Source organism: Rhizobium sp. BK176, assembly GCF_024808055.1.
The window spans coordinates 13,736-36,243 of record NZ_JANUBV010000016.1; the positions used below are offsets into that span (position 1 = coordinate 13,736).

26 protein-coding genes are annotated in these 22,508 nt (G+C 59.4%); 19 read left to right on the forward strand and 7 right to left on the reverse strand.

Annotation, left to right across the window (positions count from 1 at the left end):
- Nucleotides 1-5: 5 nt before the first annotated feature.
- Complete coding sequence (locus tag FHT76_RS31130) at nucleotides 6-854, reverse strand: CoA transferase subunit A (protein WP_183757306.1); 849 nt, start codon at nucleotides 852-854, stop codon at nucleotides 6-8.
- Nucleotides 855-982: 128 nt separating this feature from the next.
- On the opposite strand from FHT76_RS31130, the gene FHT76_RS31135 reads away from it, so the two are divergent.
- Entirely contained in the window at nucleotides 983-1,738 is a 756-nt protein-coding gene (locus tag FHT76_RS31135; protein ID WP_183757307.1) for an IclR family transcriptional regulator C-terminal domain-containing protein, read from the forward strand.
- Here FHT76_RS31135 and FHT76_RS31140 read toward each other — a convergent pair.
- The gene (locus tag FHT76_RS31140; protein ID WP_183757398.1) at nucleotides 1,735-2,622 is read right to left on the reverse strand and encodes a helix-turn-helix domain-containing protein; all 888 of its coding nucleotides are present in this window, start codon (nucleotides 2,620-2,622) and stop codon (nucleotides 1,735-1,737) included. The two genes, FHT76_RS31135 and FHT76_RS31140, sit on opposite strands and share 4 nt — an antisense overlap.
- Before the next feature lie 114 nt (nucleotides 2,623-2,736).
- On the opposite strand from FHT76_RS31140, the gene pobA reads away from it, so the two are divergent.
- Nucleotides 2,737-3,909, forward strand: coding sequence for a 4-hydroxybenzoate 3-monooxygenase (gene pobA / locus FHT76_RS31145; RefSeq protein ID WP_183757308.1), 1,173 nt, complete (start codon nucleotides 2,737-2,739; stop codon nucleotides 3,907-3,909).
- Nucleotides 3,910-4,177: 268 nt separating this feature from the next.
- Here pobA and FHT76_RS31150 read toward each other — a convergent pair whose 3' ends face one another.
- From FHT76_RS31150 to pcaQ, 3 genes are all read right to left on the reverse strand, one after another.
- Nucleotides 4,178-4,318, reverse strand: a complete 141-nt coding sequence (locus FHT76_RS31150; RefSeq protein ID WP_183757309.1) for a hypothetical protein — start codon at nucleotides 4,316-4,318, stop codon at nucleotides 4,178-4,180.
- Between the two features lie 12 nt (nucleotides 4,319-4,330).
- The gene (locus tag FHT76_RS31155; protein WP_183757310.1) at nucleotides 4,331-4,759 is read right to left on the reverse strand and encodes a lipocalin-like domain-containing protein; all 429 of its coding nucleotides are present in this window, start codon (nucleotides 4,757-4,759) and stop codon (nucleotides 4,331-4,333) included.
- Between the two features lie 68 nt (nucleotides 4,760-4,827).
- On the reverse strand, nucleotides 4,828-5,751 hold the full coding sequence (gene pcaQ / locus FHT76_RS31160) for a pca operon transcription factor PcaQ (RefSeq protein WP_183757311.1): 924 nt from the start codon (nucleotides 5,749-5,751) through the stop codon (nucleotides 4,828-4,830).
- A gap of 148 nt (nucleotides 5,752-5,899) precedes the next feature.
- Between pcaQ and pcaD the strand changes: the two genes are divergently transcribed.
- The 17 genes from pcaD to FHT76_RS31245 all read left to right on the forward strand — a co-directional run bounded on the left by pcaD (nucleotide 5,900) and on the right by FHT76_RS31245 (nucleotide 20,231).
- Entirely contained in the window at nucleotides 5,900-6,709 is an 810-nt protein-coding gene (gene pcaD, locus FHT76_RS31165) for a 3-oxoadipate enol-lactonase (RefSeq protein WP_183757312.1), read from the forward strand.
- Complete coding sequence (gene pcaC, locus FHT76_RS31170) at nucleotides 6,706-7,119, forward strand: 4-carboxymuconolactone decarboxylase (RefSeq protein ID WP_183757313.1); 414 nt, start codon at nucleotides 6,706-6,708, stop codon at nucleotides 7,117-7,119. The genes pcaD and pcaC overlap by 4 nt, the downstream gene beginning before the upstream one ends.
- Nucleotides 7,120-7,122: 3 nt before the next feature.
- Nucleotides 7,123-7,872, forward strand: coding sequence for a protocatechuate 3,4-dioxygenase subunit beta (gene pcaH, locus FHT76_RS31175; protein WP_183757314.1), 750 nt, complete (start codon nucleotides 7,123-7,125; stop codon nucleotides 7,870-7,872).
- Nucleotides 7,872-8,486, forward strand: coding sequence for a protocatechuate 3,4-dioxygenase subunit alpha (pcaG, locus tag FHT76_RS31180; protein ID WP_183757315.1), 615 nt, complete (start codon nucleotides 7,872-7,874; stop codon nucleotides 8,484-8,486). The genes pcaH and pcaG overlap by 1 nt, the downstream gene beginning before the upstream one ends.
- 15 nt (nucleotides 8,487-8,501) lie before the next feature.
- Entirely contained in the window at nucleotides 8,502-9,551 is a 1,050-nt protein-coding gene (locus tag FHT76_RS31185) for a 3-carboxy-cis,cis-muconate cycloisomerase (RefSeq protein ID WP_183757316.1), read from the forward strand.
- A 127-nt stretch (nucleotides 9,552-9,678) separates the two neighbouring features.
- Nucleotides 9,679-10,851 (forward strand): ABC transporter substrate-binding protein, encoded by a 1,173-nt coding sequence (locus tag FHT76_RS31190; RefSeq protein ID WP_183757317.1) that lies wholly within the window; start codon nucleotides 9,679-9,681, stop codon nucleotides 10,849-10,851.
- 94 nt (nucleotides 10,852-10,945) lie between these two features.
- Nucleotides 10,946-11,809, forward strand: coding sequence for a branched-chain amino acid ABC transporter permease (locus FHT76_RS31195; RefSeq protein ID WP_183757318.1), 864 nt, complete (start codon nucleotides 10,946-10,948; stop codon nucleotides 11,807-11,809).
- A gap of 1 nt (nucleotide 11,810) precedes the next feature.
- Nucleotides 11,811-12,821, forward strand: a complete 1,011-nt coding sequence (locus FHT76_RS31200; RefSeq protein WP_405049318.1) for a branched-chain amino acid ABC transporter permease — start codon at nucleotides 11,811-11,813, stop codon at nucleotides 12,819-12,821.
- Complete coding sequence (locus FHT76_RS31205) at nucleotides 12,818-13,582, forward strand: ABC transporter ATP-binding protein (protein ID WP_183757320.1); 765 nt, start codon at nucleotides 12,818-12,820, stop codon at nucleotides 13,580-13,582. Before FHT76_RS31200 ends, FHT76_RS31205 begins: the two co-directional genes overlap by 4 nt.
- The gene (locus FHT76_RS31210) at nucleotides 13,563-14,279 is read left to right on the forward strand and encodes an ABC transporter ATP-binding protein (protein WP_183757321.1); all 717 of its coding nucleotides are present in this window, start codon (nucleotides 13,563-13,565) and stop codon (nucleotides 14,277-14,279) included. Before FHT76_RS31205 ends, FHT76_RS31210 begins: the two co-directional genes overlap by 20 nt.
- Before the next feature lie 345 nt (nucleotides 14,280-14,624).
- A complete protein-coding gene (locus FHT76_RS31215; RefSeq protein WP_183757322.1) occupies nucleotides 14,625-15,455 on the forward strand; it encodes an MBL fold metallo-hydrolase in 831 nt (276 codons plus the stop codon).
- Between the two features lie 429 nt (nucleotides 15,456-15,884).
- The gene (locus FHT76_RS31220; protein ID WP_183770363.1) at nucleotides 15,885-16,163 is read left to right on the forward strand and encodes a DUF1778 domain-containing protein; all 279 of its coding nucleotides are present in this window, start codon (nucleotides 15,885-15,887) and stop codon (nucleotides 16,161-16,163) included.
- 75 nt (nucleotides 16,164-16,238) lie between these two features.
- Nucleotides 16,239-16,679, forward strand: coding sequence for a GNAT family N-acetyltransferase (locus FHT76_RS31225; protein WP_246712747.1), 441 nt, complete (start codon nucleotides 16,239-16,241; stop codon nucleotides 16,677-16,679).
- Between the two features lie 690 nt (nucleotides 16,680-17,369).
- Nucleotides 17,370-17,624, forward strand: a complete 255-nt coding sequence (locus FHT76_RS31230; protein ID WP_183757324.1) for a hypothetical protein — start codon at nucleotides 17,370-17,372, stop codon at nucleotides 17,622-17,624.
- Nucleotides 17,625-18,214: 590 nt separating this feature from the next.
- On the forward strand, nucleotides 18,215-18,661 hold the full coding sequence (locus tag FHT76_RS31235) for a helix-turn-helix domain-containing protein (protein WP_183757325.1): 447 nt from the start codon (nucleotides 18,215-18,217) through the stop codon (nucleotides 18,659-18,661).
- 22 nt (nucleotides 18,662-18,683) lie between these two features.
- Nucleotides 18,684-19,232, forward strand: a complete 549-nt coding sequence (locus tag FHT76_RS31240) for a PIN domain-containing protein (RefSeq protein ID WP_210281015.1) — start codon at nucleotides 18,684-18,686, stop codon at nucleotides 19,230-19,232.
- Between the two features lie 387 nt (nucleotides 19,233-19,619).
- A complete protein-coding gene (locus FHT76_RS31245; protein WP_183757326.1) occupies nucleotides 19,620-20,231 on the forward strand; it encodes a plasmid pRiA4b ORF-3 family protein in 612 nt (203 codons plus the stop codon).
- Between the two features lie 375 nt (nucleotides 20,232-20,606).
- Here FHT76_RS31245 and FHT76_RS31250 read toward each other — a convergent pair whose 3' ends face one another.
- Nucleotides 20,607-21,422, reverse strand: a complete 816-nt coding sequence (locus FHT76_RS31250) for a polysaccharide deacetylase family protein (protein WP_183757327.1) — start codon at nucleotides 21,420-21,422, stop codon at nucleotides 20,607-20,609.
- Nucleotides 21,419-22,504: a glycosyltransferase family 4 protein gene (locus FHT76_RS31255; RefSeq protein WP_259186196.1), complete on the reverse strand. Its 1,086-nt coding sequence runs from the start codon at nucleotides 22,502-22,504 to the stop codon at nucleotides 21,419-21,421. Before FHT76_RS31255 ends, FHT76_RS31250 begins: the two co-directional genes overlap by 4 nt.
- Nucleotides 22,505-22,508: the final 4 nt, after the last annotated feature.

Below are 22,508 nucleotides of genomic sequence, written 5' to 3' on the forward strand. Positions count from 1 at the left end.
TCTCCTTACGCAACCTTCGTCGCATGCTTGGCAAAATCGTCAGGACTTGCCCGCAGGACATTTTCATCAATCCATGTCAGGAAGGCATCGCGTTCACGCGCGATCGCGTCCCATGCGATGTAGAAAGCATTCGAGCGGGCGTAGTAGCCTTGCGCATAGGACGGAAATGCTCCCCCCGGCACATGGGCAACTGACGTGACAGCCCAGCTAGGCAGCACGACGGAGTTCGGCGACGGCGGGTCGAGCTCGTCGACGATTTCCTCGACCGTCACGATCGAGCGTCGGGCGGCAAGGACTGCTTCCTTCTGGACGCCGACGATGCCTTCCAGGAGGACATTGCCCTTACGATCGGCGCGAAGCGCATGGATGATCGTGACATCGGGCCGAATGGCTGGAACGGCGGCAAGCACCTCGCCCGTGAAGGGGCATGTCACGGACCTGATGTTGGGATTGACTTTCGGAAGATCGGCGCCGAGGTAGCCACGGAACGTCGCAAACGGAAGGTTTGCGGCACCAGCCTCATAGGCGTTGGCCATCGCGGCATGACTATGCTCTTCGATTTCAAGCGGCCGGGGCCACTGGTTCTCCACCGCATCGCGAAAGCGGTGCAGGGAGCCGACGCCGGGGTTGCCGCCCCAGGAAAATTTCATGCCGCGCGCAGCACCTACACCGATTAGCTGGTCATAAATGATATCGGGTGTCATCCGGATCAGGAAGAGATCCTTCTTGCCCTGACGGATTACTTCGTGGCCGGCCGCGTAGGGAATAAGGTGGGTGAAGCCCTCCATGGCGACGGTGTCGCCATCCCTGACATTGTCGGCGACAGCTTCCTTCAACGATACGATCTTCGCCATATGGCCTCCCGCAGTGAGCTCTTGAATGCGGGTCAATAAGCGCCCTGCGACGGCAACCGTCAAATGTTTTTGTGCGCTATTTGACATTTGTTCGTATATCGCACAAATTGAAGTGAACGGAGGACGCCATGAGAGAGACCGACTTTGTCAGCGGGTTCGCACGGGGACTAAAGGTGATCGAGGCCTTTGAGGAGACGCGCCAGCGCCTGTCGATTGCGGAGGCCTCAAAGCTGACCGGGTTCGACCGCGCCACGGTGAGGCGGTCATTGCTGACGCTCGCCCAACTCGGCTATGCGGACTATGACGGCAAGTTCTTTGCTCTGACGCCAAAGATATTGAGGCTCGGGCATGCGTATCTTTCGGCGACTCCCTTGCCCGTTCTGATCCAGCCGCATCTTGACCAATTGTCCGAAAAGGCAGGCCAGAGCGCCTCTGCATCCGTCCTCGAAAATACCGAGGTTGTCTATATCGCGCGCGCTTCCCAGCGTCGTGTCATGTCGATCAACCTGACCCCCGGCAGCCGCCTGCCCGCCTACTGTGCGTCGATGGGCCGGGTCCTGCTTGCGGCACTGCCGGAGACGGAGGCAAGGGCAATCCTTTCCCGCACCGAGCTCAAGGCGAATACGAAGAATACCAAGACCGATATCGAGGAGTTGGTTGCCGAGTTCCGGCGCGTACGCGAACAGGGCTACGCCGTGATCGACCAGGAGCTGGAGATCGGACTTTGCTCGATTGCGGTGCCTGTCGAGAATAACGGGGGCCAGACCGTCGCCGCCATCAATATCGGAGCTCCGGCCGCCCACGTGCCGGCCGCCGACATGCCGGCACTGTATCTGCCGCTGCTGAAGGAGACCCAACAGGCGCTGCGCCTGGTGCTGCGCTAGACCCCGAGCCTTGCGCGTTCCGCTATGCGCCAGGCGCGCGGGGTCCTGCCGGTCTCCTTCAGAAAGAACCGCGAGAAATAGGCAGGATCGGAGAAGCCAAGCCGATAGGCGATCTCCTGCACGTTGCCCGAGGTGAAGACGAGTTCGCGCTTCGCCTCATCGAGAAGCTTGCGCGCGATCAGTTCGTGAGGGCCAAGGCCGGTCGCAGCGCGCACGATGCGGTTCAGGTGCGTCGGCGAAATTCCGATTGCCCTGGCATAGAAGGCAGCCGGTTCATGCGATCGAAAATGCCGGTGGATGAGGTCTTGAAGCGCCTCGATACGTCGCTCGTTCTCGCTGGCAGCAGTATCGTCTTCCCGGACTTTGGAAGAAAGTCGTGCCGTCAGAAGCAGGGCCGATGTCAGATAGGATTCCAGGAGATCGTTGCGCCCGGCCCGCCGATGCGGGAATTCATGCCCGAGCCGCATCAGGCAGGCGGCGATATGCCCGGCATCCTCGTCATCCGGATCAAGCGAAGTCAGATGCGGCAATGCCATCCATGCACCGAGCCGGCTGCGGTCGCCCGGGATCGCCTTCAGATGCGAGTTCAAAACCGTGATGACGAAACCGTCGATATCCCTTGAGAACCGGAAGCCATGATCGACGCCAGGGGGAACCGTGATGACCGATCGCGGCCTGATCGGGTGCCAGAGGCTCTGGAACATCGCTTCTCCCGTACCGCCGGCAATGTACAGGATCTGAAAGAAACTGTCGTGGCGATGCGGTCGAATTTCAAAGTGATGCAGACTGCTGCGAGAGACGATGGTCTCGCAATGCAGCCAGAAATCCGGCTTTCCGGCGGCCATTTCGCCGTACAGCTCATATGTCGGAATATTCCGCACCATCCCGGCCGCCTCCCTCAGCATGTTCGAACTGTGCAATCTGATGATGGAATTGTCCATTGCTGACCGCGCCTTGCATCGTCAAAATTTGACCAAAGGCAAGTGCGGGAGGAGAGCATGCGCACGAAGGTCGCCATCATCGGCTCGGGCCCGTCTGGCCTTCTTCTCGGGCAGCTTTTGACCGAGGCCGGCATCGACAACGTCATCGTGGACCGCGTCGGAAAAGACTACATTCTGGGCCGCGTTCGCGCCGGGGTATTGGAAGAAGGAACCGTCGGCCTGATCGACCAGGCGAAGGCCGGCGCCCGCATCCACGCTGAAGGCCTTCCGCATGAAGGATTCTCCCTTGCCTTCGACGGACGCGATCACCGCATCGATCTATCTGCCCTGACCGGCGGCAAGAAGGTCATGGTCTACGGTCAGACCGAACTGACCCGCGACCTGATGGAGCGACGCGAGGCAAGTGGGGCTGTGACAATCTACGAGACAGCGAATGTCCTCCTGCATGATTTCGATGGCGCCAGCCCTTACCTGACCTACGAGAAGGACGGCAGTTCTCATCGGATCGACTGCGATTTCATCGCCGGCTGCGATGGCTTCCACGGCGTCAGCCGCAAGGCGGCGCCGGAGCGATCGCTGCGCACGGTCGAGAAGGTCTATCCCTTCGGCTGGCTTGGAATACTGGCCGAGGTTGCCCCCGTCAGCCACGAACTGATCTACGCCAACCATGCCAGAGGCTTTGCGCTTTGTTCGATGCGCTCAACGCACCGCAGCCGCTATTACATCCAGTGTGCGCTGACCGAGAGGATTGAAGACTGGAGCGATGACAGGTTCTGGGACGAGCTTCGTCGTCGGCTCCCAGTACACCATGCAGAGGCACTTCAGACGGCGCCCTCATTCGAAAAGTCGATCGCGCCGCTGCGTTCCTTCGTTGCCGAGCCGATGCGTTTCGGCCGAATGTTCCTGGTCGGCGATGCCGCCCACATCGTTCCGCCGACCGGTGCAAAAGGTCTCAATCTCGCCGCGAGCGACGTGCATTATCTCTTCTCGGGCCTCCTCGAACACTACCAGGATCGTTCGAACGCAGGCATCGACGCCTATTCCCAGCGAGCGCTTGCTCGGGTGTGGAAGGCGGTACGGTTCTCCTGGTGGATGACAACAATGATGCACCGGTTTCCCGACGCCGGTAACTTCGACCAAAGGATTCAGGAAGCCGAACTCGACTATCTGACGCATTCGAGAGCAGCAGCGACTGCGCTTGCGGAAAACTACGTCGGCCTTCCCTACTAGATCCCTTCCGACATCCACGGAAGGGTGCATGGAGAGCGGCGGTGGTAAATGCGTCCCACCGCTGCTCGCCCCGGTAACAGGGCCAGATGCGCGACTGAATGAGCGGTCGGCGATGCCCTGCACTGCGCAGTTGCTTTAGGAAAACAAAATTTCAACCAGGATCAACTGAGTGCCGTTTGGGAAGCGTCTCTCTTTCCCGTCGCGGGTCCTTAGCCATTGGAGTCGGTGTTCCACGGGCTGTGCCGATAGTACGACAGCGGGATCGGTCTTATTGCATTGAAAGCGGAACGAGTGCTGCCCCGGCCTGGATCATGCCAAGGATGTCATCAGCCTTCTTCTGCGCAAACAGCAGTTTATCCATCGCAGCGTCTGAGCGCGAATGGTGTTCAGTTCTGAAGATGAACTTCATTCGGATCCGAGATCATACCTTGCGGAACTCAAGTTCGTAGACAACTTCCTCGCCAGTCTTCGGATCGACCCCGGGGGCGCCGCTGATCTTCAGCCTGTTGCCGTCGATGGAAAACGGACGGATCAGGTCGCTAACGCCCCAGGCGGGGTTCCAGCTTGCATCGACATGGTGCACGACGCGTCCGTTCTCGAAGGTGTAGGTGCCGGCGTAGGCGAGCATGGAATCGAACAGCGCAACCTTTTCCGCGTCAGTAGGCACCTCTCCCTTGATCGCCGGCCGCTCGCGGCTAACCACGACAGCCATCACCCTCCCATCCGGATGGTAGGAGAGATAGCCGACCGGATCCGGTCCCATCGCATTCGTGACCATTCCAGTCGCGACGGCCCGACGCGTCCAGGAAATCATTCGCCATGTCCCATGTAATGCGGCTGCACTTCCCATCGTCTGGCTCCCCGGCGCAGTTGCACGCGTGTCACGATAACACGCGGTCATTCCAGGGAATAGGCCGGCTAGGCTGCGGTTGCCTCGGTTGCCGCTTCACGGATGGTATGCATCAGGATCGACAGCGGCAGTGAGGGGATTTCATCGGTACGCATTGTCAGTCCGACCGGCCCTTGCGTCTCGCTCGTATCGATCGGCAGGACCGAAAGCAGGCCATCGGCAATGTCGGTGGCAACGACGCCCGTCGAAATGATCCAGATGGCATCGCTCGTGCGCACGAAGGCGCGCCCGAAGGAATCCGAAACCGTTTCGATCTGGTTCGGCAGGCTGGCGACTCCGTTGGCGATCAGGAAGCTTTCGACGAAGGGGCGGATGATTGATGCCCGCGTCGGCATCAGCACCGTGTACTCGCTGAGGCTCGAAAACAGCGATTGTCTGGTCTTCAGCAGCGGATGACCCGCCCGAACGGCGAATACCACCTTTTCCGAATAGAGATGCTCGAAGGAAAACCCGGCCATTTTCTCGGCCCCGGCAAGCCGGCCGACGACAAGGTCAAGGTCGCCCACGCGCAGCTGCTCGAGAAGAACCGCATTCTCGCCCGTGACGATCTTGATGCGGCTCCAGGTGTTTTCCTTGAGAAACAGCTCCATCGCTCGCGGCATGATGCGCGTCGACACTGTTGGCAGTGCCCCAATGCGGATTGGCGGCGCTTCCCCGAAGCGTTCCTGACTGACCGAATCGAGACCCTGGCGAAGCGCGGTCAGTGCTGCGCCCGCATGCCTGAGAAACACATCGCCGTAACGGGTGATCCTGATGCCGCGACCATCGCGCTCGAAAACGGCAACGCCCAGCACCTCTTCCAGTTCGCGGATCGTCTTCGTCACAGCGGGTTGGCTGACATTCAGGAGATCAGCCGCCTTCATGACGCTTTTCTGGCGCGCGACCTCGACAAATGTCTGCAGATGACGAAACTTGACCCGGTTGTCGATCATGGTTCTCATAACTTGTGGGTTATCGGAATGCCATGAAATATCATTTTACCTAACCAGATTAAACATCCAATTTGATCCCGGGCCCGCGCAGATCCTCCATCAAGTCGACCCGCGGCTTGCCCGGGATTGCCGTAGGGAGGAGAAAGCCGTGCAGTTTGCCCGCATCAACGACATCGCGATCCACTACCAGCTGATCGGCGGCCCCGCCGACAAGCCGGTCATCGTCTTTTCCAATTCGCTCGGCACCGATTTCCGCATCTGGCGGGATGTGATCGTGCGCCTGGCCGGTGACTACGGGATCATTGTCTACGACAAGCGTGGGCACGGACTTTCTGACGTTGGCCAGGTTCCCTATTCGATCGAAGACCATGCCTCTGACCTTGCTGGCCTGCTCGAGCTTCTATCGGTCAGGAAGGCGATCATCTGCGGACTTTCCGTCGGCGGACTGATCGCGCAGGCGCTCTACAGCACGCGGCCGGACCTCGTGCAGGGACTGATCCTTTGCGATACCGCGCACAAGATCGGCACGGCCGAGAGCTGGAACGCAAGGATTGCGACGGTCAAAAGCAAGGGCATCGAAAGCATCGTCGACGGCGTCATGAAGCTCTGGTTCACCCCGGCCTTCAGGCGGCCGGAGAACACCGCCTACCGCGGCTACCACAACATGCTCGTTCGCCAGCCCGTCGAGGGATACATCGCCACCTGCGAGGCCATCCGCGATGCCGACTACACCGATGCTGCGGCAAAGATCACGGTGCCGACGCTCTGTGTCGTCGGGGAAGAGGACGGGTCAACTCCGCCTGATCTGGTGAAGTCGACTGCAAAACTCATTCCTGGCGCGCGCTTCGAGGTCATTCACGACGCCGGTCATATCCCCTGTGTAGAGCAGCCCGAGGCCCTGGCGGTCTTGATCCGGGCATTCATCGATAGCGCATTGCATGGAGAAACGAGCCCATGAACGAACCCCACCAGCCCTCAGAACGGTTTGAGCAGGGGATGGCCACGCGCCGCGCCGTCCTCGGTGATGCCCATGTCGACCGGGCCGAGGCAAACGCTACTCCATTCGACAAGCCGTTCCAGGACCTGATCACGGAAGCTGCCTGGGGACATGTCTGGTCGCGCACGACCTTGTCGCGTCGCGAGCGGTCGATCGTCACCATCGCTCTGCTTGCAGCACTCGGTCAGGACGACGAGGTGGCGATGCATGTGCGTGCCACCGAAAACACCGGCGCATCGCGCGACGATATTTGCGAGGCGCTGCTGCATGTGGCGATCTACGCCGGTGTCCCGGCCGCCAATCACGCGATCAAGATTGCCAAGCACGTGTTCGAACAGATGGACGCCGGAACGGCAGTCCGAAAGGCTTAAGGGATGTCCGACCTCACCAATCGCAAGCCGGAAACAGGCGCCTTCTTTGCCCGTGACCGGGCTTGGCATGCACCAGCCCTCACGCCGGGCTACAAGACCTCCGTCCTGCGCTCGCCGCAGCGCGCGCTCCTGTCGCTCGAAGGAACGATCTCCGAGATAACTGGCCCGGTCTTCGGGCAATCGATGATCGGCGAGCTCGACAACGATCTGATCCACAACTATGCCCGGCCGGGTGAAAGTGCGATCGGCGAGCGTATCGTCGTCCACGGCCGTGTCCTCGATGAGCGCGCGCGCCCGGTACCGGGTGCCCTCGTCGAGTTCTGGCAGGCCAACGCCGGCGGCCGTTACCGACACAAGAAGGAAACCTACCTTGCCGCGATCGACCCGAACTTTGGCGGTTGCGGGCGCTGTGTAACGGACGACGAGGGGCGCTATGCCTTCAGGACCGTTCGCCCCGGCGCCTATCCGTGGCCGAATGGGGTCAATGACTGGCGGCCGGCCCATATCCATTTCTCGATCTTCGGCCACGGCTTTGCCCAGCGCCTGATCACCCAGATGTATTTCGAGGGGGATCCGATGATCTGGAAATGTCCGATCGTGGGCACCATCCCCGACAAGCGCGCCATCGAGCAGTTGATTGCGCCGCTCGACTGGGGCAACACGATCCCGATGGACGCTCGCGCCTACAAGTTCGACATCGTGCTGCGCGGACGCCGCTCGACGATGTTCGAAAACCGCCCGGAGGGAAACTGATGGTACAGGAACTCGGCTACCTCAAGGAAACGCCGTCGCAGACGGCGGGCCCTTACGTTCACATCGGGCTCACCCCCAACTTCTGTGCGATCGAAGGGGTCTACGACACCGACCTCGGCACGGTCATGGTCAACGACAAGACGCTCGGCGAGCGCATCACGGTGACAGGCCGCGTGTTCGACGGTGCGGGCGCGCTGGTGCGCGATGCCGTCATCGAAATCTGGCAGGCCGACAGCGCCGGCCTCTACAACAGCCCCTCGGAAATGCGCGGCACTGCCGATCCGAACTTTACCGGTTGGGGCCGGTGCGCAACCCGCGCGGAGGATGGCGTCTTCACCTTCGAAACCGTCAAGCCAGGTGTCGTCCCGTTCAAGGACGGACGAAAGATGGCACCGCACCTAACCGTCTGGATTGTCGCTCGCGGCATCAACATCGGCCTGCACACGCGCATGTATTTTCCCGAGGAGGTCGAGGCGAACCAGGCAGACCCGCTGCTCTTGCGCATCGAGCACCGGGACCGTGTCGATACACTGATCGCGACGAGGGAGGGGTCGACATTGACCTTCGATATCCGTCTCCAGGGCGAGCGGGAGACCGTGTTCCTCGATATTTGAGGAAGGGAACCACAGATGACCGTCTCAGCCTTTGACCACCCTTTACTGTCCGGGCTTCTCGGCGACGAAGAAATTGGCCACTATTTTTCGGTAGAGACCGATATCAGCACCATGCTTGCCTTCGAGGCTGCATTGGCAAAGGCCGAAGCGGCCGAGGGCCTCATTCCGCATGAAGCTGCCCACCACATCGGCGACGCCTGCAAGACCTTCAGGCCGGATTTTCTGGAGCTGAGGGTCGCGACAGCCCGCGACGGCGTGGTCGTTGCCGATCTCGTCAAACAGCTCCGGAAGGTCGTTGGCGATCCCTATTCCGAGTTCGTGCATCTCGGCGCCACCAGCCAGGACGTCATCGACACCAGCCTCATGGTCCGCCTGAAGGCTGTCGCCTTCCTGCTATCCAACCGGCTCTCTGACCTGTCGACCGCGTTTGACAATCTCGACAGGTCCTTTGGACACAATCCGCTGATGGGGCGGACGCGCATGCAGGCGGCGATAAAGATTATCGTTTCGGATCGCATTTGCGCCTGGCGGGCACCCATCGACTGCTATCGCGACAGGTTGACCGAGCAGCGTCTGCCCTTGCAGTTCGGGGGTGCCGCGGGCACGCTGGACAGGCTGGATGACAGGGCAGATGCGATCCGCGCGACCCTTGCCAGGGAAATCGGCCTTTCCGACATCCCGCAATGGCAAAGCCAGCGCGCTGTCATTGCCGACTATGCGGGTCTGCTGTCGCTGATCTCGGGCAGCCTCGGTAAGTTCGGCCAGGATGTCGCGCTGCTTGCGCAGGCGGGCGACGAGATCGAGCTTTCGGGCGGAGGCGGCTCCTCCGCCATGGCGCACAAGCAGAACCCGGTGGCTGCGGAAGCATTGGTGGCGCTTGCGCGGTTCAATGCAACCCTGCTGTCTGGATGCCACCAGTCGCTGGTGCACGAACAGGAGCGCTCGGGTGCTGCCTGGATGCTGGAATGGTTGATCCTGCCGCAAATGGTTATGGCATCGGCCGCATCCCTTCGGCTCGGCCTTCAACTGGCAGGAACTATCGAAAGGATCGGCGCGAAACCATAACCCCTGAACTATGATTTGCGGCTTTTATTTCATTTTACATCACCGTTTTGGGTGAGACACTATCGCCACGGTTTTGGCTCTTTGCTAATCCGGCGTGGGAGTGCGCCATCGTTATTGGGAGGATTTTATGAAACGGTTTGTCCTGGCTGCCGTCGCGGCGATTGTCATGAGCACGGGGGCCTATGCAGAGACCATCAAGGTTGGCGTGGTCGGTCCGTTCTCGGGTCCGTTTGCCCTGCAGGGTAAGAATTTCAAGGCCGGCATTGACGCCTATATGGCGATCAACGGCGCCAAGGTCGCAGACAACACCGTCGAGGTGATCTATCGCGACCTGCCGGCCGCCGATCCCGCGCAGTCGAAGGCCCTGGCGCAGGAACTGGTGGTCAAGGAGAAGGTGCAGTACCTCGCTGGCTTCTATTTCACGCCCGACGCCATGGCCGTGGCACCGATCCTGAAGCAGGCGAACACGCCGCTCGTGATCATGAATGCGGCAACATCGGCCATCGTCACGAAGAGCCCACTGGTGGTGCGCACGTCGTTCACCACGTGGCAGACCTCGACACCGATCGCCAAGGTTGCCCATGACGACGGCGTCAGCAAAGTTATTTCGGTGGTCAGCGATTATGGTCCGGGCGTCGATGCCGAGAACGCCTTCAAGGCTGCCTTCGAGAAGGAAGGCGGCAAGGTCGTCGAGGCGATCCGCATGCCGCTCTCGACCAATGATTTCAGTCCTATCATGCAGCGGATCAAGGACTCGGGCGCCCAAGGGGTGTTTGCGTTCCTGCCCTCAGGCCCGACTACGCTCGGCTTCGTCAAGGCCTACAACGAGAACGGCCTCAAGGCTGCCGGCATCAAGTTCTTTGCTCCTGGCGACCTGACGCAGGAATCCGACCTTCCGGCCCTCGGCGATGCCGCTCTCGGCATCAAGACGACCTTCCATTATGCCGTCTCGCACGACTCGCCCGAGAACAAGGCCTTCGTCGAGGCTGCGGCAAAGGCGATCGGCAACAAGGCGGAACTCTCCTTTCCAGCCGTCGGTGCTTATGACGGCATGAATGTCATCTACAAGATGATCGAGGCAACCGGCGGCAAGCAGGATGCGGCCAAGGCCGTCGAAGCGGTCAAAGGCCTGACCTGGGTCAGCCCGCGCGGTCCGGTAACGATCGATCCCGAGAGCCGCCATATCACACAGAACATCTACCTGCGCGAGGTGACGAAGGCCGACGATGGCACCTATTACAACAAGGAGATCCAGACGTTCGAAAAGCAGGGCGACCCTGGCCTTGCGGCCGCCAAGTAAAGGCCTTTGATCCTGCGGCCGGAGAGGAAAGTCTGCAGCGCAAAAGCTGCAGGCGGGCTTGCCTGCCGCGCCCAAACAGCATCGGGATAGCCTCATGCAAACTGTCTTCAGCATAGCCGTCGATGCGCTCGCCTATGGCATGGTACTGTTCGTCATCTCGATCGGTCTGTCGGTGACGATGGGGTTGATGCGGGTCGTCAATCTCGCGCACGGCGCATTCGCCATGATCGGCGGCTACATTGCCTCCTATGCTGCGCGCGACCTCGGGCTTGGCTACGGCATCGCTGTCCTTCTGGCGGTTGTCGGCACCGTCATTATCGCGGTTCCTATCGAACGCTTTCTGTACCGGCGCATCTACGGAGCGCCTGAGCTGACGCAGGTGCTGATGACCATCGGCATCACCTTCTGCATCATAGGCATTGCCAACTATGTGTTCGGCCCGACGCTGAAGACGATCCCCCTGCCGCAAGATCTTCAGGGCTCGGCCGATCTCGGGTTCCGGACAATTCCCGTTCACCGACTCTTCGCGATTTTCTGCGGGCTCGCTGTCGCCGCCGGTCTCTGGTATGCGATTGAAAGAACCAGCTTCGGGGTCAAGCTGCGCGCCTCCGTCGACAATGCCGCCATGGCGGCTGCACTCGGGGTGCGCACCGAAATCATCTATGCCTTAAGTTTTGCCGTTGCCGTCGGCCTTGCCGCCTTCGGCGGCGTGGTCGGCGCGGAACTGCTGCCCGTCGAACCCTACTATGCCCTGAGGTACATGGTGACCTTCCTTGTCGTCGTCTCGGTCGGCGGCGCGGGCTCGATCCCCGGCGCACTCATTGCCTGCCTGCTTCTCGGTGCTGTCGACACGACCGGGCGTTACCTCATGCCGGAATTCGGCGAATTCTTCTTCTACCTCGCGGTCATCGCCATCATCTGCATCTTTCCGCGTGGCCTTGCGGGGAGGATGAAATAGATTGGCTGCCGTCATGAACACCGAAAGAGCCCTGCTTGCTCAAGCCCGCCCGCGCCGTCAGGCGGGACGGGATCTGGCGGGCGTTGCCGTCATTACCATTGCTGCCGTCATCGGCTACCTGCTTTTCCCAGACAATCTGGCCCTGCTCACCCGCATCGTCGCAGTCGCCCTGCTTGTCCTGTCGCTTGACCTCGTCACCGGCTATTGTGGCATCGCGACGCTCGGCCATGCAGCCCTCTTCGGATCGGGCGCATATGCGGCCGGCATCCTGTCGGCGCACTACGGCATCAATGATCCCCTGCTGATGACGCTGGCAGGCGTCCTCGGCGGCGCGCTCGCCGGGCTCGTCAGCGGCGTGGTCATCCTGCGTGGCCATGGCCTTCCCCAACTGGTGCTGTCTATCGCCCTCATCCATCTCTTCCACGAATTCGCCAACAAGACATCAAGCTGGACCGGCGGCAGTGATGGCCTGTCCGGCATTTCCGCTGACCCGATCTTCGGTACGTTCGAATTCGATCTCTACGGCCACACCGCCTATGTTTTCGCGATCGTCCTGCTTGTTCTCGTCTTCGTGCTTCTGCGCCTTCTCGTACGCTCGCCCTTCGGCATGTTGTGTCGCGGGATCAAGGAGGATCCGGTGCGCATCCGCGCCATGGGTGCCTCGCCGAAGGCAGCGCTGTTGAAGATGTACGTCGTCTCCGGCGCCGTTGCGGGCGTCGGAGGGGCATTGAACGCCATCACCACGCAGGTGGTTGGTCTGGACAGTCTCTCCTTCACGCTGTCGGCCGAATCGCTGGTCATGCTTGTCCTCGGTGGAACGGGCTCGCTGTTCGGCGCGCTTTCGGGAACCGTCATCTTCATGCTGTTTGAGGACTATGTCTCGGCGGCAAACCCGTTTCACTGGCTGACCATGGTGGGCGTGCTTTTGATCGCGGTGGTCCTGTTTGCGCCGAAGGGGCTTTACGGTTCCGTTGCAGCCCTGCTCGGCCGCAGAAGGGAGGCGGGAGAATGAGCGCCGTCTTCGAAGTCATCAACCTCAGGAAGTCCTTCGGCGGGCTTGCTGTGACGAACGACGTCTCCCTGTCGATGGAGCCAGGCGACCGGGTGGCGCTGATCGGACCAAACGGCGCGGGAAAGACCACTTTCGTCAATCTGGTGACGGGCAATCTGAAGCCCGATTCCGGAGATGTCCGGCTTGCTGGCGAAATCGTCACCAGGGTTGGCGCCAACGGCCGCGTCCAGCGTGGCCTGGTTAGATCCTTCCAGGTCACCCGGCTGTTCCTGGAGATGACGCCCGCCGAGCACGTTGCCCTTGCCATCCTCCAGCGCCGCAGACGTTCTGGTCGCATGTTCGGGAATTTCCTTTCCATGCCTGATGTGATGGACGAGGTGAATGACCTTCTTTCCACACTCGGCATTGCGCATCTGATGCACCGCAGGGTGAACGAGATCGCCTATGGCCAGCAACGGCTTCTCGAAATCGCCGTTGCCATGGCTCTCAGGCCGAAGGTACTGCTCCTCGACGAGCCGGCGGCCGGCGTTCCCCAAAGCGATACCGGACGGATCGAGCAGGCGCTCGCCGACCTGCCCGCCGATCTCGCCGTCCTGATGATCGAGCACGACATGGACCTCGTCTTCCGCTTCGCCAAACGCGTCGTCGTCCTCGCTGCAGGCGCGATCATCTTCGACGGGTCGCCCGCTGACGTCACCAAGGATGCCTGCGTTCGCGAGGCCTATCTCGGGAGCTATGCCAATGCCAGCCACGCCGCTTGACGTCGAGAACCTGTCGGCCGGCTATGGGCCGACCCGCGTCCTCGAAAACGTTTCGTTCAAGGTTCCGGCCGGCGCACGCCTTGCGATCCTCGGTCGAAACGGCATGGGAAAGACGACGCTGCTTGCCACACTTGCCGGCCAGACCAGGCGCTACGCGGGCACGATCCGCATCGGTGCTACCGATGTGACCGCAATGGCGAGTGCAGCACGCGCCCACACCGGACTGGGCTACGTGCCGCAGGCACGATGCATCTTCCCGACATTGACCGTGGAGGAAAACCTTTTCGTCGGATTGAAGGGGCGCCCGAGAAGCGCACTGGAGGAAGCCTACGGGATGTTCCCACGCCTGAAGGAGCGGCGCCGCAACCTCGGCGGTCAGCTCTCGGGCGGCGAACAGCAGATGCTATCGACGGCACGCAGCATTCTCGGCCGGCCGTCGGTGCTTCTGCTCGACGAGCCGCTTGAGGGGCTGGCGCCCGTCATCTGCGAGGAGCTGATGACGGCCTTCGCCGAGCTGGCACGCACGGGCGACATGACAATCCTGCTTGTCGAGCAGCGGATCCAGAGCGCGCTTGACTTTGCCGACCATGTGATCGTCCTCGAACGCGGCCGCCTGGCGTTTACCGGTGCGCCGCAAACGTTGCTTGAGGATCAGGATGCAGTTGAGCGTCTTCTAGGTGTCGGCGGGTTGCACTGAGACGACGGCGGCATCCGGCGAAGATCGATACTGCCGTGATCCGGTAAGACGAATGGGTAAGGAGCCGGGATTTGTATTTTCAGGGCCGAGCAACCATTTAATGCAGGAAGGCTGCGGAACCCTGCCGCGTCCCTTGCCGGGCATCAGGGTCCGTTTACCGAATACAAACCATAGGCAGTTGCTTTCCGGAACGAAAACAGATTGCTTAGGAAAATCTACCACTTCACCGGATAGGGTTAGAAACGGTACCAACGACACAGGGAAGTCCATGGAAAACAACGCGTCGCTTGCTAATCGTGATAGGATTACGATAGCGTTGTTAGGTCGGCCCATTTTGAAAACGCGATGAGTAAAGATCAGTTTCAGGTAAAGTTTTGGGGCGTTCGCGGCAGCATCCCGGTCTCGGGTCCCGAATTCGTCCGCTACGGTGGCAACACCTCGTGCATCGAAATCCGCTGCGGTGAATACCGGATGATCTTCGACGCCGGATCGGGCGTACGCGAAGCCGGCCTTGCCATGCTCAGCGAGGACGTCCACAACGTCGACCTGTTCTTCAGCCACTGCCACTACGACCACATCATTGGCCTGCCGTTCTTCAAGGCGATCTACTACCCGACCATCGATCTGACGATCTGGTCGGGGCACCTGGACGGCAAGATGAGCACGCGCGAGATGATCGAGCAGTTCATCAGCCCGCCATGGTTCCCTGTGAAGACCGACATCTGCCAGGCGACGATGAACTTCCGCGATTTTCATGCCGGCCAGACGCTGGAACCGCGTCCCGGCGTCAAGATCAAGACCTACACACTGAACCATCCGGGTGGGGCGATCGGTTACCGCGTCGAGTGGAACGGTCGCTCGGTCGCACTGATTTACGACATCGAGCATATCCCGGGCGTTCATGATCCGGTTGCGCTGGAGATGATGAAGGACGCCGACCTCGTCGTCTACGATTGCACCTACAACGAAGACGAGATGCAGCGTTTCAAGGGTTTCGGCCATTCCACCTGGGAACACGGCGTCGAACTCGCGAAGATGGCGGGCGCCAAGAAGTTCGCGCTTTTCCATCATGCGCCCTCGCGCACGGACACACAGCTGGATCAGATGGAATGCGATGCCAGGGCGGAATTTTCGGGCGCCTTTGCGGCGCATGACAATCAGCTCGTCGAGATCTGAGCTAATCAAAGCGCGCGGCGCATCTCGGGACCCGTTCGCTGGTCGGTATCGATGGGGAGCGCTTGCATGGCATGCAAGAGGCCAGTGGTTCGATCCCGCTTAGCTCCACCAAATTCTTGCCTGTAAAATCAATTCCATATGGATTGGCTTGGGTCGTGACGAAAAATTGACTTCGTTCCGGGGAAGCACCAGGGAAGTACAAGCGCTGATGTCTGAAATCAGTATCCTCCTCTGTGCTCATATAGTCGGCGCGCGAAGCTACGGAATGACAAAAATCCAGAAATGGATTCAGCGCATTAGCGGAAATGCAAGCTTTTCAGTAATTGAAAATTATAGAAACGTATGTACATTGACTACACATGATCGTATTCGAACGTTCATCAAGTACGTCGCACAAATCAAAATCAACTGTGCGATTGATGGAGAAGTATGATGTCCGCTCTTAGGAAAACCAAAACCGTCAATCTTCGGATTGAACCGGAAACGCATGATCTAATTGCACGTGCTGCTGAGGTTTGTGGAAAGAGCATAACTGCGTTCATGACCGAAGCCTCTGTGTATGCCGCGCAAGAAGAGTTGCTAGATCAACGATTCATAGGCGTTTCCGCTGACGTGTTTGAAGCTGTAAGTGAGCAGCTTGCTGCTCCAGGCGTCGCCAGAGACAACTTGGTCAAGCTTTTTCAGATCAAAGTAGATTGGATGGACTGACGTTTGCCGTATCGGAAACCTTGCCCTATTGCAAATCAGCACATCATTGAGGGCTTCTCGTCGGGGAAGCCCTCCTTGGATTCGTGGCTAAAGGAAATGGCCTTACATAATCAGGAGCAGGGATACACCCGTACATTTGTAATTGCGGACGAAAACTTCAAAGTCGTAGGTTACCATTCGGTTTGTGCGGGCATGATACACCGAAGCGATGTTTCCCGATCGGTGAAGGGGTCAAAAGCTCCCACCGAAATTCCGATTGCAGTTCTAGCCCGACTTGCGGTCGATGCCGAATATCAAGGTAATGGCCTTGGAAAAGCGCTCCTCAGAAACGCGCTCATGAGTGTGGTGTCCGCCGCGCAAGTAGTCGCTTTTCGCGCCGTGATAATCCACGCTCTCGATGATGAGGCCGTCACTTTCTATAAAAAATTCGGCTTTCAGGAGACGAAGAACATGGAGCGGCGTCTCATTCTGCCGACTAAGGACATAGCAGCTTCTCTGAACGAGGCCACAGGCTAACACCACGCAGAAAGCGCACCCATTCTGTCCCTAGTTGCTGATCTGGACGCGTTTCTGAGTGCCGATACCTTTAACTTTCAGGAACCTAGGATTAGTCGATCTGTGGTCTTCTAGGAGCCGCGGCCCTCCTGCGGCTTCGCTTTGAGCTTTGCGGGCTTCCTCAGCTTGGGAGTACGAGCGGCGGCGTTCTCACTTCGCTGCTTTTCGATAATACGCAGCCTATCAAACATCTCACTCTCCCCAGCGCGCTCCTGGGTATTCTGAGCCAGCAGTTGCGACGCAGCAATCTGCAGACCCCGGCGACCATTTGCCGAACCCCATCCTCCCATTCCCACGCTCGGTCGGTCTGCGCGTGATACTCCCGATGGCGAAGGGGGAGAATGTCAGAGATCAGGAAGGAACTGGGCCATTCGCCCAGGGCATCATGATAGTCGCGATAGGCTTTCACTACCTCAGCACACTGGCGCCCAAGCTCTTCCGGGCGGCCAGCGCCTCGCACAATCCGAAGGACGTTGGCGGCCAACCTCTTGAGAGGCCAGCGTAGATCAAACTCAGCATTACGCCGATTCAGTTCAAGTCGGTCATTTTCGACGGCAAGGTGGATATGCGGCGGCTTCTGGTCTTTGGACATTCGTTCCTCTCAGTGCCGCCAGAGCGAACTGACACTGAAAGGAAGGGGCGTCAAGGTCGATGCTAACGATTACCTGCAAGCATCTGACGCGCTATCGCCTGCCCGGAACCGTCGAAGTGGAACCCTTCCCCGAACCCACCATCACTCTGGAAAAGTTCAAGCGCGTCCTTATCAGCGATGCCTCGCTCCGCCTCGTCGAACTCAATGTCGTCTACCACTCGATTTCCTACCCATGCAGAGCCGACAGATGGTTCATTGTCGGCGCCGTGTTCAAGATCCACATCGCCGTCGAGTTGATCGAGGAGCCGCGATAAGTTCCTCAATCTTAGCCTCTACCGCCTTGCGGCTGAATTGAAGGACTCGGATGTGCGAGTTCATGAGGCCACCTTGTCGAGATCAGCGACGTGGATGGCAACCGACTTCGGGGCAAGGTTTATGACGACTGAACGAAACTGGCTATCTCAGCCATAATCCCGCCGACAGCACGAAATCGGAACCAGCGGAAACGTACGGAGGCATGGTGCTAGATTTTCATTGAAATGGATGGTGTTACGGCAACGTGCGACGGCATACGGAAACACCCGGAAACGATGGCCCATTGCATGGCATGCAAGAGGCCAGTGGTTCGATCCCGCTTGGCGTCAGGTCCCCATCTTCTCGGGGAAGCACCGGCGAAGCGTGGGCGAGATTCGCTCTCCGGCCGTGCGCAACCCCAGACCTGTTCCGGCCCGGACAGTTTAATGTTTCGTTACGTCGCGTTTGGAGCCAAAGCCGCCGTGATGCTCGCGGAACCAACATCATCGTAAAAAGTTTACTTGTTGCGAATATTGCAGTCGTTGCGGATATTGCGAATAGTGATTCACACTGCTATATCCTCCTAAAAATTAAAAGAAGGATGTCACCAATGTCGCAACTACTAGAACGCCCAATATTGCCGTCGGCTGACGATACTGAATTGGCCGCTGAGGCTAGTCGCTACATTTCGCGCGCGAAGCACGAAGGTGCCGAACTTCGAGTCCAAGTTGACGGCGGAGAGCTCCTAAAGCTCCCCAAAGCTGTCAGTGAGTTGCTGTATCACCTCCTGACCGAAATGGCTCAGGGCAATGCTGTAACTTTGATACCGGTACATGCTGAGCTGACAACTCAGGAGACAGCAGATCACCTCAACGTGTCGCGCCCTTACCTAATCAAGCTTTTGGAAGAAGGAAAAATCCCTTTCCATATGGTCGGAAGCCATCGCCGTATTAAATTCAGCGACCTCGACGATTACCGTCGAAAGACCGAAGACGAAAGAAAGCGGCTCATGGACGAGCTGACGAGCCAGGCCCAAGATTTGGGGATGGGCTATTAAGAAGTCTAGCTACACCGTCGTCCTGGACGCTTGCGTCCTTTATCCAGCGCCGCTGCGAGATTTCCTCATGGAGCTCGCGGCGGCAGGGCTGTTCCGAGCGAAGTGGTCAGAGCAGATCCATGATGAATGGATCCGCAATGTTCTTAAGAACCGCGAGGATTTAACGCTCGAACAGCTCAACCGCACAAAGGAACTTATGAACTCAGCGGTGCCGGACAGTGTCGTTGAGGGTTATGGTGACCTTGTACCCGCTCTCTCGCTTCCCGACGCCGACGATCGGCACATTCTAGCCGCAGCAATAGTCTCGTCGAGCGACGCCATCGTAACGTTCAATCTCTCTGATTTTCCTAAGAAGGCCGCCTCCAAGTACGGTATCGAAGTCCTTCACCCCGACGATTTTATCTTTCACCAATTCGGCCTGAACAATGCTGGTGTAATAATCGCAGCGCAACGCTGTCGCGCCCGGCTAAAAAATCCACCGAGGACTGCAGTAGAGTATTTGGAAACCCTCGAGCGCCAGGGGCTTCCTAAAACAGTAGCGGAGCTGCGGGAATATCACTTTGCTATTTAATTGAACTCGCGCGGCAAGCGAGCGTTTGGAACGTGAATGCGGATAAGCTTAAGGGACAGCCGAATCCGTCCGTTCTGGGTTGTGGGCGTCGCACTTTCCGGCGAGGCGCGAGCCGGTACCTGCGCGGCCGCCCAGGCGAACAGACCAGATGCACCGCTTCACCAGATTCACCTCTTCAAATGCAGCGTGCGCTCAAATCCGCCTAGCAACCCTCTGCTCCAGTCTTCTCTGGTCAACTCGATCGATGTACCCTGCACTGAAGACCGGAACGAGTTAAGTGATGGAGTCGGAACTGCCGAACGAACCTTGGGGTAGGCAAAGACCTGCGGCGGCTTGTCTCGACCGCCAACGTGGCGACGAACTGCGCCAGAAAGCGGCCATGACACCATGAGCGCCGATCGAATTGCCAGGCTGCATATTCAGCTGAACGATCTCGAACCTCCAATATGGCGAAGGGTCGAAGTCCCTCTGACAAGCAGCCTCAAAGCCTTGCATGATGTCATTCAAGCGGTAATGCTGTTCGAAGGCTATCATCTCTTCGAGTTCGAGGCTGGTGGGCGGTATTACGATGTGCCGGATCCGGAAGAGTTCTATGGGCGCAAGACTTACGCCGCCAGTAACGCCCGGATCGCCGCGCTGATCGAGCGCGGGATTTCGACCTTTCGTTACACATATGATTTCGGTGACAACTGGGAACACACAATCACGGTCGAAGCCGTTGAGGAGGTTGATCCATTGCTCGAATATCCGCGCTTCATAAATGGAGAGCGCAGAGCGCCACCCGAGGATGTCGGCAGCACATCAGGGTTCGAGGAGTTCCTGAAGGTGATGGCGAAGCCAAGGCATCCGGAGCACCGACGATTGAAGCGCTGGTACGGAGGCGACTTTGACCCCAAAGACATCAGCATTGATCGCGTTCAGGATCAAATCGGCAAACTCGCTCGCCGTCGGACGCTTGGAAAAGCTGGTTTCGCGAAGAGCAAAAACCGGCAGCACTGATCAAATCTCAAGGAGCAGGGCAGCATGAACTACCGCGACTGGAGCCTACCCTGAAATACGTTGCAGCGATGCTCAATGAGGACGAAGGCTTTTTGCGGGAATGTTTGATTGAGATGTTTTCTGAAGACGGCTGCTTCTGTGCATATGACGACTATCCGGCCTCCGAGCTCAGCGAGCACATAATCCTGTTCACCCAATGCGGGATCCCTTCAGCAGATTGTTCGCAACACACGTGGCATTTGCGACCCGACTCCGCGGGAGCCGGTGTCAAAAAAGGCACGGCAAAGTGCCCAGGCTGCTGCGGTCCTGACCGGATAGTTACCCCATGCCCGAAGGCACATCGACAGAAAGGCCGATATGGGCGTGGCTTCCCCTTCACTCTACCCGCCCTTGTGGAAGGCCCAGCCCGCCGACCAGATCCGTCGCGGACATCCAGGACACGGCCGAATGATCCACCGTCTCTTCGAATAGACGGGCAAGGAACGCCCGCTCTGAGGCGCCATGGACAAGATGGTGGGTGAGGATGCCGATCGGCTCGTCAACCGGGGCGGGCCGCTCCCGCGCGCAAGGGTCCTCTCCGCCGGCAAAACGGGTCCGCAATTCGCCAACCAGTTCCCTGACGAGATCCGCATGCGGTCGGTCGCCCCGCTGGCCCCGGGCATTGACGACGTCGACATGCGTGTTCAGGAGCCGGATCGGGCTATTGTCCCTCATTCTGCCGAACACAGACAGCACCTCGAAGCCTTGCTCTTCAAGGCGCGGGACAAGCTCCGCGCTGATCCTGTTCCATGGCGGCACCAGCATGGGAACAAGCTTCGGACCGTGAAGGAGCCGGAGCCTGTCCAGACCGTTGCGGAGCTGTGCCAACACGACGTCGGCGTGCCGATGGCTTCCGAGTTCCTGCTTCTTTTCGTCTGGACCCGCATGATTTTCATGCGACCAGCCGTGAACGGCAACAAGCACATGATCTTCCCGTGCAAGCCGTGCCACCAGCGCCTCGCCTGTGAAGGCCGGAATGACGGCAAGGGTCAGCGGAACGGTGGCCTGCCTGGTGGTATCGAGCAACTGTTCCAGCGCGCCCGTAACCTCGACGGCATCGTCGTCCCGCAGCCACAGGCGCGCTGTCCGGCCGGCGGACCGCCAGCGGTCGAGTTCCTGGCGCAAGGCCGCAAAGGTTTGGTCATCGCTCATGACTGTCGTGTCAAACAGGTCTGCAGGATCTGGTCAAGCATTTGCGCCGCAATCTCGAGCGACCGCTCTTCAAGAACGAAGCGGCGGGCATTTGCGCCCATCGCCTGTTGCCTGTCGGGCTCGTCGAGCAGCCTTGCGATCGCTGCAGAAACCGCCTCGATGTCGCCGTCCGCTGTCAGCAGGCCCGTCTCGCCGTCGACGACCACCTCGGGAACACCCGCCGTCTTCTGGGCGACCACGGGAAGGCCGGCTGCTTGCGCCTCGAGATAGGCAAGGCCATAGGCCTCCCCTGCGCCCGGCCATATGTAGAGACCGGAGCGGCACAGTTCGCGGGCAACTTCCTCGGCTCCAAGCTGTCCCAGCCATTCAATGCGCTCACCGAAGCCGGAAAACAGCTGCTCGACCTCGCTGCGCATCGGCCCGTCGCCGGCGATCGCCAGTGTCCAGGGACGGTCCTGCAGACCGGCCAGTGCCTGCGCAAGCATGACATAGCTGCGCATCTTGTCCCCGCTCCTCATCATCGCAACGGCAATCAGACGCCCAGGCTCCCGGGCATGCGGCGATCCCTGGAAAAGTGCGGTATCGATGAAGGGCCTCAGAATGGCAAACGAACCGGAGGGCAAAGCCTCCGACAGGCCCCTCCTGTCACGCTCGGTCAGCGAGATGTTGACGGAAGCCTGTCCGAGACCATCGATAACCAGCCTTTGAAACGAGGCCCATGCATCCTCGTCGCGCTTTTTCGAATAAGACGCCTCGGCCGTGACATAGGGGATCGAGAACTCCCGGCAAAGGACTGGTCCGAAAAGATCCGGCGATTTGTAATAGGGATGGTAGCAGAACCAGAGATCGGGCCGAAGGCCGCCAGACAGGACATTGCGCAATCGCGCCAGCTCCTGGCGCGCGGCAGCCTGACGCTTGACGGTCTCTTCCGGGGTCGCGCAAAAACTCCGAAATTCGGAGATGACCTCGACGGAATGGCCGCGGAGCGCGAGAGCCTGCACAAGGAGGCGTGCCATGAGGCGATCGCCTGAAGGCACGGGATGGTTCGGGGACTTCAGCGGCGCGTAGAATGCAACCCGCATCACC